The sequence below is a fragment of the Pseudomonas weihenstephanensis genome, from assembly GCF_016812185.1.
Taxonomy (GTDB): domain Bacteria; phylum Pseudomonadota; class Gammaproteobacteria; order Pseudomonadales; family Pseudomonadaceae; genus Aquipseudomonas; species Aquipseudomonas weihenstephanensis.
In genome coordinates, this window is sequence record NZ_JAAEBV010000002.1 from 186,996 (window position 1) to 199,913 (window position 12,918).

Annotated in this window: 15 protein-coding genes; 4 read left to right on the top strand and 11 right to left on the bottom strand. The window is 60.2% G+C overall.

All coding sequences use genetic code 11. The features are described 5' to 3' along the window. Positions 1–75: 75 nt before the first annotated feature. From GYN01_RS08270 to sctN, 11 genes are all read right to left on the bottom strand, one after another. On the bottom strand, positions 76–2,064 hold the full coding sequence (locus GYN01_RS08270) for a pyrroloquinoline quinone-dependent dehydrogenase (RefSeq protein WP_203306871.1): 1,989 nt from the start codon (positions 2,062–2,064) through the stop codon (positions 76–78). A gap of 1 nt (position 2,065) precedes the next feature. Beyond that, positions 2,066–2,446 (bottom strand): hypothetical protein, encoded by a 381-nt coding sequence (locus GYN01_RS08275; RefSeq protein WP_048364111.1) that lies wholly within the window; start codon positions 2,444–2,446, stop codon positions 2,066–2,068. 172 nt (positions 2,447–2,618) lie between these two features. Beyond that, positions 2,619–3,884 carry a cation:proton antiporter gene (locus GYN01_RS08280; protein WP_048364110.1) on the bottom strand — a complete coding sequence of 422 codons (1,266 nt, stop codon included), beginning with the start codon at positions 3,882–3,884 and terminating at the stop codon, positions 2,619–2,621. 109 nt (positions 3,885–3,993) lie between these two features. Beyond that, a complete protein-coding gene (gene sctU / locus GYN01_RS08285) occupies positions 3,994–5,043 on the bottom strand; it encodes a type III secretion system export apparatus subunit SctU (RefSeq protein ID WP_048364109.1) in 1,050 nt (349 codons plus the stop codon). Continuing rightward, positions 5,040–5,828 carry a type III secretion system export apparatus subunit SctT gene (gene sctT / locus GYN01_RS08290; protein WP_048364108.1) on the bottom strand — a complete coding sequence of 263 codons (789 nt, stop codon included), beginning with the start codon at positions 5,826–5,828 and terminating at the stop codon, positions 5,040–5,042. Before sctT ends, sctU begins: the two co-directional genes overlap by 4 nt. Further along, a complete protein-coding gene (sctS, locus tag GYN01_RS08295; protein WP_048364300.1) occupies positions 5,825–6,091 on the bottom strand; it encodes a type III secretion system export apparatus subunit SctS in 267 nt (88 codons plus the stop codon). The genes sctT and sctS overlap by 4 nt, the downstream gene beginning before the upstream one ends. Further along, positions 6,088–6,747: a type III secretion system export apparatus subunit SctR gene (gene sctR / locus GYN01_RS08300; protein ID WP_048364107.1), complete on the bottom strand. Its 660-nt coding sequence runs from the start codon at positions 6,745–6,747 to the stop codon at positions 6,088–6,090. The genes sctS and sctR overlap by 4 nt, the downstream gene beginning before the upstream one ends. Next, positions 6,744–7,670: a type III secretion system cytoplasmic ring protein SctQ gene (sctQ, locus tag GYN01_RS08305; protein WP_087148777.1), complete on the bottom strand. Its 927-nt coding sequence runs from the start codon at positions 7,668–7,670 to the stop codon at positions 6,744–6,746. The genes sctR and sctQ overlap by 4 nt, the downstream gene beginning before the upstream one ends. Beyond that, entirely contained in the window at positions 7,667–8,932 is a 1,266-nt protein-coding gene (locus GYN01_RS08310) for a type III secretion system needle length determinant (RefSeq protein ID WP_203306872.1), read from the bottom strand. The genes sctQ and GYN01_RS08310 overlap by 4 nt, the downstream gene beginning before the upstream one ends. Further along, the gene (gene sctO, locus GYN01_RS08315; RefSeq protein ID WP_048364105.1) at positions 8,929–9,396 is read right to left on the bottom strand and encodes a type III secretion system stalk subunit SctO; all 468 of its coding nucleotides are present in this window, start codon (positions 9,394–9,396) and stop codon (positions 8,929–8,931) included. The genes GYN01_RS08310 and sctO overlap by 4 nt, the downstream gene beginning before the upstream one ends. After that, positions 9,393–10,715, bottom strand: coding sequence for a type III secretion system ATPase SctN (gene sctN, locus GYN01_RS08320; protein ID WP_048364298.1), 1,323 nt, complete (start codon positions 10,713–10,715; stop codon positions 9,393–9,395). The genes sctO and sctN overlap by 4 nt, the downstream gene beginning before the upstream one ends. A gap of 328 nt (positions 10,716–11,043) precedes the next feature. Between sctN and sctW the strand changes: the two genes are divergently transcribed. The 4 genes from sctW to sctX are packed head-to-tail and all read left to right on the top strand — an operon-like array spanning position 11,044 to position 12,918. Continuing rightward, a complete protein-coding gene (gene sctW, locus GYN01_RS08325) occupies positions 11,044–11,919 on the top strand; it encodes a type III secretion system gatekeeper subunit SctW (RefSeq protein ID WP_048402221.1) in 876 nt (291 codons plus the stop codon). Further along, positions 11,900–12,175, top strand: coding sequence for a TyeA family type III secretion system gatekeeper subunit (locus GYN01_RS08330; protein WP_048364103.1), 276 nt, complete (start codon positions 11,900–11,902; stop codon positions 12,173–12,175). Before sctW ends, GYN01_RS08330 begins: the two co-directional genes overlap by 20 nt. Positions 12,176–12,184: 9 nt before the next feature. Further along, the gene (gene sycN, locus GYN01_RS08335) at positions 12,185–12,556 is read left to right on the top strand and encodes a type III secretion chaperone SycN (protein ID WP_048364102.1); all 372 of its coding nucleotides are present in this window, start codon (positions 12,185–12,187) and stop codon (positions 12,554–12,556) included. Continuing rightward, positions 12,553–12,918 (top strand): type III secretion apparatus assembly protein SctX, encoded by a 366-nt coding sequence (sctX, locus tag GYN01_RS08340; RefSeq protein WP_048364101.1) that lies wholly within the window; start codon positions 12,553–12,555, stop codon positions 12,916–12,918. The genes sycN and sctX overlap by 4 nt, the downstream gene beginning before the upstream one ends.

Below are 12,918 nucleotides of genomic sequence, written 5' to 3' on the forward strand. Positions count from 1 at the left end.
CCGTAGTCGATGCCGCAGGCTGCGAGCTTTTAAAACCAAAGGCTCGCAGCCTGCGGGCGGTTCAGGTGCCACGCATTATTTGGGCAATGCGTAGACCACCACCTGATCACCCACCTGGTCTTTCATGATCGAGTTACCGCCCGCCACAAACGCTACGTATTGCCGCCCCTTGTACTCATACACCGCAGGGTTGGCCACGGCAGGCGCCATGACGATGTCCGACCACAGCTCTTTGCCGTCCTCCAGTGCGTAAGCACGCACCTTGGCGTCCATCGAAGCACCGATGAAAATCACCCCGCCCGCAGTCACGGCCGGGCCACCAATGGTCGGCGAGCCCATGTCTTCAGGCATGTACCAGCCCCACTGTTGCACTGCACCCATCGGACGACGCCATTTCACGTCACCGGTGCGCATGTCCAGGGCCACGATCTCACCGAACGGCGGCGCCCAGCACGGCATGCCGGCCCAGTTCTGCGCGTTCAGCAACGACATGCCATACGGCGCGCCGATTTGCGGGTAGAAGCCGTTTTCGTTACCTGCCTCTTTCGGTTGCTTGTCATACGCGGCGCGGTCCCACAGCTTGATCATCTGCACGATGTGCGACGTGTTGACGATTGCCACCTGGCTCACCGGATCGAACGCAACGCCGCCCCACTGCACGCCACCCGCACTGTCCGGGTACGCCAGCACGCCGTTGCCTTTGGTGGAGGGTGGCGAGTACATGCCGTTGTATTCCAGGCCGTCCCACATCTTCGAGCACTGCCCCAGGCCCACGATGTCGGCGACCTTCCAGATCGCCGGTTTTTTCGACTGATCCATCAACGGCGCTGGTTTGGTCGGGAACGGTTGCGTCGGCGAATACACCTCGCCCTCAGCATCACCTTGCGGCACCGCACGCTCTTCAATCGGCCACACGTCCTCGCCCGTGCGGCGGTCAACGGTAAACAGGAAGCCCATTTTAGTCGCCTGTACCAGCGCGGCTACCGGCTTGCCATTGACCGTGATGTCCATCAACGTCGGGGCCGAGTTGATGTCGTAGTCCCAAATGTCATGGTGAACCCACTGCCGCGACCAGACCACCTTGCCGGTGTTGATGTCCAGTGCGGTGGTTGAAGTGCCGAGCGGAATCGGCTTGGTGCGGTTGCCACCCCAATAATTGGGCGATGGCGAAGAGACCGGGATGTACAGCAAGCCCAGCGCCGGGTCATAGGACATGGCGGTCCAGATATTGGCGGTGCCGGTTTTGCCTGCCTCTTCTTCCGGGATCGGCTTGAACTCCCACTCCAGCTCACCGGTGCGGGCGTTGAGTGCGAACAATGAACCTGGCGATTCAACTTCGTACTCCCAGTCCTTACCGGCCCAACCGACGATCAGTTTGTCGCCGATGACCGTAGGCGGTTGCAGCACCGACAGCGGCCATTTGGCGTTAACGGTGTTCCATTGGTTGACGTCCACCACACCGTTTTTACCGAACTTCTCGCACGGTTTTCCGGTGTCCGCATCGACGGCGTACAACTGGGCGGTCATGTTGCCCAGATACACGACTTTTTGGCAGGCAACACCCGCTTGCGGGGTTTTCTCCTGCCAATAGGCCACGCCACGCGACTTCAACGCAGGCTGGGTTTCGGCCACCAAGGGCGACTTGGTATCAAAGACCCACTTCTCTTTGCCGGTCTCGGGTTCGAGGGCAATGATGCGATAAAAAGGCGTGCCGACGTACAACGTGTCATTGGCAAAAATCGGCGTGGCCGACCAGACCGACGGCGGAATCTTGCCGGTGCCGGTGGACATGTCGCCGGTGAAATATTGCCAGACCTTGGTCAGCTGGCCGACGTTGTCTTTATTGATTTGCGTCAGAGGCGAGTATTTCTGCGAACTCAACTGGCCGTGAAAGCTGTCCCATTCTTTGCCGTCAGGTATCGCCAGCCTGGCGCTTTCGGCCGACACGCTGGAAGGTGCCAGCAACGGCGGCGGTACGGTATAGGTCTGGGCGTGAGCGGTGCTAATGCCCGCCAGAATGCACAGGGCCGGAGCACCCAACAGGTGCTTTTTCAGTCCATTCATGTCACGCGCTCCTGGCCGGTTGAGTGAAGGTTTCGATCACAACGCCTATCGCGCCCACAGCCAGCACCGCCGCGGTCAACCAACCGTGCAAAAACAGTGCAGCGACAAAGGTCCCGACGATCCCGACCCAGCTCAAAAACAGCAGAAAACCGCGCAGCCCGCCTGTATGACTTTTAACCAGTAACAGGCCCAGAACCACCATCACCACTTCAGCGAACATCGCTGTCATCGCCCCGCCGGAGCCATCAATACCTGACAACGGCGTAAAGAATCGCCAGGCCGTGATGGCCAGGGCCACCAAGGCCGCAATGATCAAAATATAGGCACCGGTATGGCGCCTGGGCGCTCCCGATGGCGGTGCGTAAGTCGCAGATGTACTCATCCCTTTCCCCTTTTTCGTTATAGGCACACTCAGCCCATCGCTGAAAGCCCCTTCAGCCAAACGAATTCAGTGTAGTCAAGGTAAGACGAGTCGCACTACAGCGTAGGATTAGGCGCAGGCTGCGGTCTTTTGATCGTTCAATCCAAAAGCTCGCAGCCTGCCGGGAGTGGGCTTAATGCGCGTTGTCGGCCTCAGCCGAAACAGAGGTGTCTTTGGTCACATGCTTGACCAGTTTGCCGATGGTCAGGCCCTGGAACAGGATCGACGACAACACCACGATGTAGGTGATACTCAGGATCAAGTCACGCTCCGGCCCCAGCGGCAAGGCCAGTGCCAGCGCTACCGAAACCCCGCCGCGCAAACCACCCCACGTCAGGATGCGAATGGTGCCACGCGGCACCGCACGCCAGCGGCGCAGCAGCACAATGGCCGGGGCCACGGTCAGCAAACGCGACAACAGGATCGCCACCGCCAACGCACTGGCGGCCAGCAAATGCAACCACGAGAACGGCAGCAGCAACAGCTCCATACCGATCAACGCAAACAGCAATGCGTTGAGCATGTCATCCAGCAGCTCCCAAAAGCCGTCCAGGTAGCGACGGGTCATTTCGTTCATCGCCTTGTTGCGGCCCAGGTTGCCAATGATCAAACCGGCCACCACCATCGCAATCGGTGCCGAGACGTGCAGCTCACTGGCCATCGCCGAGCCGCCAATCACCAGCGCCAACGTGAGCATCACTTCGATCTGATACTGCTCGATGCTCTTGATCATCCGGTACACCAGATAACCGATCAGCCCGCCGAACACCACGCCGCCAATGGCTTCGTGGGCAAACATCATGGCCGTGGCGCTGACGCTGGGGGTTTCACCCAGTTGCACAATACCCAGCAACACGGTGAACACCACCACCGCGGTGCCGTCGTTGAACAGCGACTCGCCCACGATGGTGGTTTTCAGCGGTTTGGACGCGTTGGCGGTCCGCAACACGCCGAGCACGGCAATCGGGTCGGTGGGCGAAATCAACGCACCAAACAACAAGCAGTACAAAAAGCTGATGTGCCAGCCGAACAGGCCGAAAATCCAGTACGCCAGACTGCCAATCACCGTGGTGGCGATCAGCACACCCACCGTGGCGAGCAGCCCAATCGGCCAACGGTAACTGCGCACGTCATTGAAGTTAACGTGCAAGGCACCTGCAAACAGCAGAAAGCCCAGCATCCAGTTCATCAACAGATCGCCAAAATCAATTTGGCCGATCAACTGTTGCACACGGTCTTCGAGGCCCGGATAACCGAGCACGCTCAAGCCTTGCAACAGCAGGGAAAACATAAGGGCTGTGACCATCACGCCAATCGTGGGCGGCAGGCCGATAAAACGGTAATTCACGTACGTCAGCAATGACGTCAGGCAGATAAACGCAGCAACAAGCTCAAGCATCCGAGTTCCTGTGGTGGCGAGAGTGGGGGGAAGGCCCGATCAGGCCGGGCAATGGTTTGATGCAAAAAACCACATCAGCGACACATTGCCAGACGTTACAAAGCCGAGCTCAGGTTGCCTCTCTGTGCAGGTCCGCCAACCAGCGCAACACCTCTGCCGTGGGTTCAATCAAGTCGGCCGGAATGTATTGATCCACGTGTCCGCCCTGATACAACGCGCGGGCCAACGGGATGCGTTGCAGCACCGGGATGCCCTCTTCTTCGGCCATGCGCCGCACCCGTAATGCCTGCGCGTCGGTGTATTTGAGGGTGATCAGCGGCAGCGGCGTTTCACCGCGCACATAACGAATACCAATGGCGATATGCGTCGGGTTGGCGACGATCACCGATGAGCGTTTCACATCGGCCCGCAGGTTGCTGGTTTGCAACTCCTGATGAAACTGACGGCGCTTGCTCTTGATCTCGGGGCTGCCTTCCATCTCCTTGTACTCGCGCTTGATCTCGTCCTTGCTCATGCGCAGTTGCTTGTTGTGCTGGTAACGCTCGAAGGCATAGTCGGCCGCCGAAATCAGCACAAACCCGACCCCGCACACCAGCATCAGCTGTTCGAGCATCAGCCCGACAATCGGCGCAATGCAGCCCAAGCCACACGCAGGCAGACGGATCAGCGCATTGAGATTGCCTTCCAGCGTGACCCACACCAGCAACGACAGCAGCGCAACCTTGAGCGCAGACTTGAGAAACTCCACCAGGCTGCGGATCGAGAATATTTTCTTCGCGCCTTCCACCGGGTTGATCTTTTTCAGGTCCGGCATGATCGACTCGCCACTGAGCAAAAAACCGTACTGCGCCAAGTGCGACACGATCACCACCAGGGCGGCGACCACCAAGATGGGCAGGCACAGGTACACCAACTCCTGCATCAGGTTTTCCAGCACCAGCTCAAAGGCCTGACCGAACGGCAGGTTCAGGTAGTTGGCGGGCATCAGCATCAAGCCGCCCAGATGCTCCATGTAGTATTCCGAGCAGGTCATGAACAGCGTGACCAAGGCCAGAATCAACGCCGTGGACACCACCTCCTTGCTTTTGACCACCTGCCCTTTATCCCGCGCATCGCGCAGTTTCTTGGCCGTGGGCTGCTCGGTTTTTTCGCCGCTCATTGGCCACCCAGAATCGGCGTCAACAGGGCCACCGGGTCCAGCGCCAGCAAGAGGCTGTCATAGGCGTGCGTCATCAGCACGTTGAGGTAAATCACCAGCAGGAAGCTGGCGATGATGCTTTTGATCGGCATCGCCAAAATGAACACGTTCAAGGACGGCGCAAAACGACTGATGAGCGCCAGCCCGAACTCTGCCAAAAACATGGCAATCAGCAACGGCGCAGCCAGCAATACGCAAAGGCTCAGCAACTGGCTGAACTGGCTGTAGAAAAAAACCACCCATTGCTCACCCACCTGCGGGAAGAATGTCGCCACCGGCCAACTCACGTAACTCTGGAACAGCGCCCCGAGCAGCATCAAAAAGGCCCCGCCGGAGAAGAACAGCGTGATCAGCGTCTGCGTCAGCAACAGCCCGGTGGGGCTGGTCTGGCTGCCCAGCGTCGGGTTCAGGGTGGAGGCAATCGAAGCACCGCGCTGGTTGTCGATGATAAAACCGGTGGCCTCAATCGCCCAAAACGGAATGGTCGCGACAAAGCCGATCAACAGGCCGAGGAGAATTTCCTTGCCGATCATCAGCGCCAGGTCCAGCCCGGTGATGGTCAGTGGCAACGTGCCCGCCACCGCCGGGTAGATAAACAGCGCCAGCGAACAGGCCACGCCGTTGCGCACCAGCCCGCCACCCAGCATCTGTTTGCTCAGGATCGGCATCACCACAAAACAGCAGAGGATGCGCGGCAACAACAGCGTGTAGGCCAACAACAACTGTTGCAGGTCCTGAATGCTCATCGAACCAGCGCGACTTTGTGCAAGGTCATGTCTGCGAAGGTAAACAGCTCATTGCCCATCCAGCCCGCCGTGGCGAACAACGTCACCACTACCGCCACCAACTTGGCGACGAAGCCCAGCGTCTGCTCCTGAATTTGCGTCAGCGCTTGCAGCAGCGACACCAGGGTGCCGACCGCCGCCGCAATCAGCACCGTGGGCATAGACAGCACCAGCACCAGCCACAGGCTCTGGCTGGTGAAGTGCAGAATGTCGGCGTTGTTCACGGCCACACCCCGTAACTGATCACCAGCCCGTGGGTGAGGCGCGCCCAGCCGTCAAGCAACACAAACAGCAGCAACTTGAAGGGCAGGGAAATGGTCATCGGCGAGACCATCATCATGCCCATCGCCAGCAGGATGTTGGAAATGATCAAGTCGATGGCAATGAACGGCAGGTAGATCAGAAACCCGATCTCAAAGGCCCGTGTCAGCTCGCTGACCGTAAACGCGGGCAACAGAATCAGCAGGCTGTCAGGTTCCAGGCGATCGGCGTATTCGGCGGGCCAGATCTGGCGCGTGCTGTCGACAAAAAACGCGTGCTCGCGCGCTTGGATCTGGCGTTTTAGAAAGTCGCGATACGGCTGCATGCCTTCATCGAGAAACAACTCCACCGACTCGGTTTTGCTCAAGCTCACGTCATGGGTTTTCAGGTAGTCGCGGGTAGCAAAACCCACGGGCGCCATCACGTACACGCTCAAAATGATCGCCAACCCGTACATCGCCATGTTTGGCGGAATTTGCTGCACGCCCAGCGCGTTGCGCAGCAGCGAAAACACCACGGTCATTTTGATAAACGAAGTCGCCATCACCGCGATAAACGGCAACAGGGCCAACAATGCCAACCCCATGATCAGACTGAGTTCGTCTGGCAGTTGAATCATGTTGCGCTGCTCGCCAGCAGGCGGGTTACGCGTACGCCCAAACGGTCCTGGATACGCACCAGTTCCCCCGTGCCCACGTAGCGCTGATTGGCCAGAATCCGCACTTCACCTTCCAGCCCGCACGCCAGGTCGATCAACGACCCCGGCTCCAGTGCTGCCAGGCTTTGCAGGTCGAGGGTCTGGCGGCCCACCTCGAAACTGACCTGCACTTGCAGTTGTTCAAGGCCGGCCAGCGCGTGCTCGGGCTCAGTGGGGGCTGGGGTGTGCATGGCAAGTACCTTAAGGTGGTTTTCTTCGGGGAGAACGTGCGCCCACGGGCGACCTTCGACATAGACCAACAGCGGGCTTTGCACCTGTTGGCGAGACGGCAACAGCAACAGGTCACCGGTGCAGACTGAATTGAGCAGCGCCGGAGTCAATTGCACCGGCCCCCATTGCAACGACAACACCAGCGCAATCGGGCGCATTTCGCGCAGCGGGCGGGCGGGCAACAACGCCAGCAAGGCCCGTGGATCACCCTCGATCCAGAACACCAGTTGCTCGCCGCCGCGTGACAGGCTGAGGCTCAAACACACCGCGGCGGCGCTGGCGCAATAAGGTTCGATGGCGTCCCACACCAATCCGGTGAACGGCGCGCCTTCGACTTCCAGCAGGGCCAGTTGCAATGCGGCGGGCAAGCGTGCAAAAGCGGCCTCTTGCAAACGTGGCGCCAGCCATTGCGCCAGGCAGGCGCAATGACACAACAAACGCAACGGCACGCCGCGCCAATGCACATGCAACGCCAGGTCCAACCCCGCAGGTGGCTGGCTCACCCCCAACTGCGCATGCCCGTCATTGACCGGGAAGCGACTGCGGCAAGACGCCAGGCGTTGTTGCAACGCCCATTCCTGCGGCTCGACGGTATTTAAGGGCAATGCCTTCACGGCTGCGCCTCCCACTCGTCATAGACACTGCGGCGTTGGCGCGAACGCTGATCGCTGTCTTGCGAGTTGCTGAATGACAGTTGCACCGGTTGTTCGGGATTAAGCCGTTGCAGGCGCTCCAGCAGATCCTGGCGGGCCAGTTGCAACTGCAACAGGCTGCCGGGACTGGCCTGAATGTCGACTTGCAACTGACCATGAACCGTCACCAACTGCACCTCAACGTGGCCCAGGTGCGGCAAGTGCACCTGCACCACACTGGCGCTGCCCAGGTGCGTGGCGGCGGACTGAATGTGTGGCTGCAAGGCACTGAGCAACTGCTGTAGATCGCGGGTCAAGACTGGCGCTTCACTGCTCGGCTGCAAGCGGGCGAGCAGCTTGTCGCCGGGGGTCATCAACGGGGCAATGGCCTCAGGCAGATCATCCACGGGGGCCATAAAACGTGCAGGTTCATCGTGGGGTTGATCGTCGTGGCTGGCGCTGTCACCGGTGGAGGGCGCGGGCGCAGTTCGCGGGGCCTCGACGGCGGGTATTTCAGGGGCCGGGCGCTGCGCCGAGGGGGCAAGGGGTCGCGCGCTGTCTTCTGCTTTACACGCCACCCAAGGCGCTTCGCCCCTTTCGGCGACGACAGGCGCGATGGCAGGCGGCAATGCACTGCCTTCAGGTTTGGTGGGCACTTGCGGTCTTTCAACGCTGTCGCCAACCACAACCGGGGCGCTGGCGGGTGGCGGGTGCAGTGGCTGCGCGCTGGCTACGTGTGGCTGCGCACCGTCTTCTGGCTTAAAAGGGGCCTGCGGTTTTTCACCGGTTTGGCTCGCGACGACTGGGGCCTGAGGCCGCGGCGCAAGAGCTGCGCGGTTAAAAGGCGGCGTCAGGTTTTCGCGAGGCACAGAGGCGTGTTGAAGCCCTTGCGCGGTGTCCAGCGGCGCCGTCTCACTCTTGGTGTGAGCGTGCTCACGAGGCGGCGTTTCAGGCGGGTGCATCGACCCCAACGGCGCCGTTTGCTCATCGCCCTTTGGTGCCACTTCACGCGGCTCCAACGCCGGGTTAGTGCCCTCTGCGCCCCTGATCAACTCGGCAAAGGCGGCATGGGCTTTTTGAAACGAAGCGCCCAACGCCGACAATGTCGGGCGCAGCGGTTTCACCTCCTGCGTCATGGGCACCTGCATCACCTGTTCGAAGTGGTGTTGCAAGGCTTTGTCCGGGATGTTCGGCCCGCTCCGCTCAGCAGGTACTGCGGGTTCAACCGGCGTGATGCGGGTCATAGCGCGATGTCCGGGCGACGGAATTCATCGAGTTCCATTTCTTCTTTCAACTCATTCATAAGGCGCTCTTCATCTAACGCGTGACGGCTCAACTCGGTGAATTTTTCGACTTGCTGCTGCGCGGCCACCCATTTGCGCTGGCTCAAGCGCCACAGTTCGCGCTCTTGCACCAGCACCTGCGCGCGCTCAGCAATGGCTTGTTCGAGACGGGCTTCTTCTTCACGCAGCAGGGCCACTTGCTGTTGCCACTGCTCCAGTTTTTGACGGTTGAGCGGTTGCTCTTTGCACTGCTCAAAGAGCCGCGCTTCTTCAGCCTGACGCCACTGCTGATACTGCTGATGTTCAGTCACGCTCAACGCTTGCGCACTGCGACTGGCCAGCACCCGCAGTTGATGGCGATGTTGTTCCTGCTCGGCACGCTGGGCGCGCAAAGACTTAATGCTTAACAAGGTGTGCAAGGTCACAGGGCAAGGGCCTCCAATTGGGCAAGGCTTTGCGCCAAGTGGCTGAGTTCGTGGGTGCCCTGACGCAACCAGTCACGAATCGCGGGCATCTTGTCGATGGCGCGGTCGGCAACCGGGTCCTGGCCCTTCTGGTACTCACCAATCTTGAGCAGCAATTCCACTTCTTCGTATTTGGCCATCCATTCGCGCACCTGGCTGGCAGCGTGCCGGTGGCCGGGCGCAACAATCTGGTTCATCACCCGGCTCACTGAACGCAGCACGTCAATGGCCGGGTAATGATTGGCCGCGGCCAACTTGCGCGACAGGATGATGTGCCCGTCAAGGATGGAGCGGGTTTCGTCCGCCACCGGCTCGGTCATGTCGTCGCCTTCCACCAGCACGGTGTACAGCGCGGTGATCGAGCCTTTGTCCGATTGCCCCGCGCGCTCCATCAGGCGCGGCAAGGCGGCAAAGACCGACGGCGGATAACCGCGACGGGTGGGCGGTTCACCAGCGGCCAGGCCGATTTCGCGTTGGGCGCGGGCAAAGCGGGTGACCGAATCCATCAGCAGCAACACCCGCTTGCCCTGGTCGCGGAAATACTCGGCAATGCTGGTGGCGACAAACCCGGCCTTGGCCCGCTCCATCGCCGGACGGTCAGAGGTGGCGACCACCAACACCGAGCGGCGCAACCCTTCCTCGCCCAGATCGGACTCAATAAATTCGCGCACCTCACGCCCACGCTCACCGACCAGCGCCAGCACAATTACATCGACGTCGGCATTGCGCATCAGCGTGGCCAGCAACGTACTTTTACCGCCACCCGCTGCGGCAAAAATGCCCATGCGCTGGCCTTCGCCGCAGCACAGCAGGCCATCGAGCGTACGCACACCCAGCGAGATGGGTTGGCTGATCAGTTTGCGGCTCATGGGCGGCGGCGCATCGCGATACACCGGGTACCACGCAGCGGGTTCGCCCAACGGCGGGCCTTGCAAGGGTTGGCCCAGGCCGTCGAGCACCTGCCCGAGCAAGTGATCGCCCACGCCCACCTGATGCATGGTCCCGGTGGGGCTAACCTCCGTATTAGAGGAAATACCGTGCATTTCACCCAACGGCGTCAGCAGTGCTTGATGCTGCTGAAAGCCAATGACTTCGGCCATCAACGACAACGAGTGATCCGGATTACGTAAATGGCACAACTCACCAATCCGCACACCGGGCACCACGGCTTTGAGCAATGTGCCGGTGACCTGAGTCACACGGCCACGGATTTGAATCAGCCGACATTGCTCGATGACGTGCTGCATCTGATCGGTGACGTGTTCGAGGGAGAGGTGCATGGTCGGCTTGGGTCTGGGGCTGACCATCATTCTAAAGAGAAGCACCTGTAGGAAATTTCAACCTTGGTCGCGAGTTTTTATAAATTGGTTGGGGTTTAAGCCCGCTCGCCGACCGTGGCAAACGTGCCCCCCTCTCGATTGCTCCTTGCAGACACAATGCGTTGCCTGCCTGAAACCCAAAGCCCGCCGCCTGCGCCAACTTCTGCGCGGGGTGGTGGTGTATTGGGGTGGTTGCCTAAAAAAATGCGACGGATTTTGGCAGCCGCCCCACCCCGCACATTTTTACAATGGCGCTCTTCTTCAAAGCTGCACGAGAGTGAGTACCTCTATGGCCAACATCCAGAACCTGCTGGCGCCAACCGCACAGCCGGATCGCGAGGTCGAGCCATCGCGCAACCCCGATCCGCGCCTGAGCGGCAGCTTTCAAGGCGAACGCGTGCAGTACATTTCCACCAGCCAATCAATGGCCGATGCCGCAGAAGAACTGACGTTTGCGTTTTCCGAACGCGTGGAAAAATCACTCGCAAAACGCAAGATCAGCGACGGCCAGGCCCGCCTGAGCGAAGTGCAGGAGATGCTCGAAGAGTATCTGCACAAGGTGCCTGACCTCGAACGCCAGCAAAAACTTGAAACCCTGGTGGCGCAACTGGCGAGCGGGCAATTGACCAACATGGCGCAGCTCAAGGCGTACCTCAAAGGCTTTTCAGGCGAGGTGAGCCATCAGTTCGTGGCGCTGTCGTTTGCACGCCAGACCCTGGCCACTAAAACCGATGCCAGTGCTCTGCTGGCGCTGATCGATCAAGCCTTGTTGCAGATGGCGGACGAGCATGGCGCAGCCATTGAAACCGGCCTGAGTATCGGCCCGCTGGCGCTGCACGCCGAACAGCAAGGCGTGGGCGATGTGCAAGCGTTGCGCGACACCTACCGTGATGCGGTGCTCGATTACAAAGGCCTGTCGGCCGCCTGGAATGACATTCAGGCCCGCTTCGCCAGCTCGGCCATCGAAGGAGTGACCTCCTTCATGATGAAAGCGTTGAGTGCCGACCTGGACAGCCAGCAAACGCGCCTCGACCCGATCAAGCTGGAGCGCGTGATGAGCGACATGTCCAAGCTCAGAATCCTGGCCGGTTTATCCGATCAGGTTCACGCGCTCTGGAAAGCACTGGTCACAGGAGAACAAGGGCATGGCATACGGGCCTTCTGACTTGATGGGCGACCTGGTGGCCGTGGTGGATAAACGCTGGGTCACCGTGCAAGACATTCAGCGCATGGGCCAGTCAATGGCGCTCAACAACGTGGCCGAAGTGATCACCTTTTATCGCGAAATAAAGCGCTTGTTGCGCCTGCTGCCGATCGAAATCTTTGCCGATGAGGAGCAGCGGCACAATCTGCTCAATGCCTGTCAGTTGGCCATGGATTTGGCCATCGACCAGGAAGAGGACGAATGGCAAGCCCAATGAGTAAACAGCATGCAGTGGATTGATCAGGCGCTGGCCCAGTTCTGTCAGGACATGGGCGTGGCGCTGCCCTCGCCCTTGAGTGATCTGATCCAGCTGGAATTCGAGCACATGGGCACCCTGCAACTGGAGCGACACGCCAACGGCCTGACCGTGTGGCTGGCGCTGGAGTTGCCGTGGCATCAGGCGCACCAAGGGATGCTGCGTGCCATGTCGCGCAGTTACAGCCGCGCAGCCCCCGAGTTGCCACTGCGCTGTGGCTGGTCGGGTGACACACGCTTGCTGTTACTCATCACCCTGGATGCACGCCGTGTCACGGCGCCGGTGTTGCACCAGGCGCTGCGGACCCTGATCAGGGTGCGCGACGAAGTCATCGCACCGTGAGTCGCATCAGCGGCCTGCATATCGGGATCGAACAGCTCAGCGAAATCGGCAGCGAACATGAACTGGCCGGGCTGCCCGAACGTTATGTGTTACCGCCAGACGGCCACAGTGTCGAGGCACATTTCGATGCCTTGTACCCGGCCCGTCGCGCCGAGCAGCAATGGCTCAGCCTGGCGCGCCCCACCGGCCAATTCCATGAGCTGCTGCGCCCGCAGGCGTTTCGCCAGGCACTGAACGGGTTACGCCACACACTCCAGGCCTCTGACAGCGCACCGTTACAGGCCGCTGCGGGGTTAATCGCGCAACGCAGTGACGATGAACATCTGCTGCGCATGGCCCTGAATTTGTTGCACAAGGTATGA

Coding starts and splice junctions, on each gene's coding strand:
- GYN01_RS08270 (WP_203306871.1), bottom strand. CDS start 2,064: ATGAATGGACTGAAAAAGCACCTGTTGGGTGCTCCGGCCCTGTGCATT.
- GYN01_RS08275 (WP_048364111.1), bottom strand. CDS start 2,446: ATGAGTACATCTGCGACTTACGCACCGCCATCGGGAGCGCCCAGGCGC.
- GYN01_RS08280 (WP_048364110.1), bottom strand. CDS start 3,884: ATGCTTGAGCTTGTTGCTGCGTTTATCTGCCTGACGTCATTGCTGACG.
- sctU (WP_048364109.1), bottom strand. CDS start 5,043: ATGAGCGGCGAAAAAACCGAGCAGCCCACGGCCAAGAAACTGCGCGAT.
- sctT (WP_048364108.1), bottom strand. CDS start 5,828: ATGAGCATTCAGGACCTGCAACAGTTGTTGTTGGCCTACACGCTGTTG.
- sctR (WP_048364107.1), bottom strand. CDS start 6,747: ATGATTCAACTGCCAGACGAACTCAGTCTGATCATGGGGTTGGCATTG.
- GYN01_RS08310 (WP_203306872.1), bottom strand. CDS start 8,932: ATGACCCGCATCACGCCGGTTGAACCCGCAGTACCTGCTGAGCGGAGC.
- sctN (WP_048364298.1), bottom strand. CDS start 10,715: ATGCACCTCTCCCTCGAACACGTCACCGATCAGATGCAGCACGTCATC.
- sctW (WP_048402221.1), top strand. CDS start 11,044: ATGGCCAACATCCAGAACCTGCTGGCGCCAACCGCACAGCCGGATCGC.
- GYN01_RS08330 (WP_048364103.1), top strand. CDS start 11,900: ATGGCATACGGGCCTTCTGACTTGATGGGCGACCTGGTGGCCGTGGTG.
- sycN (WP_048364102.1), top strand. CDS start 12,185: ATGCAGTGGATTGATCAGGCGCTGGCCCAGTTCTGTCAGGACATGGGC.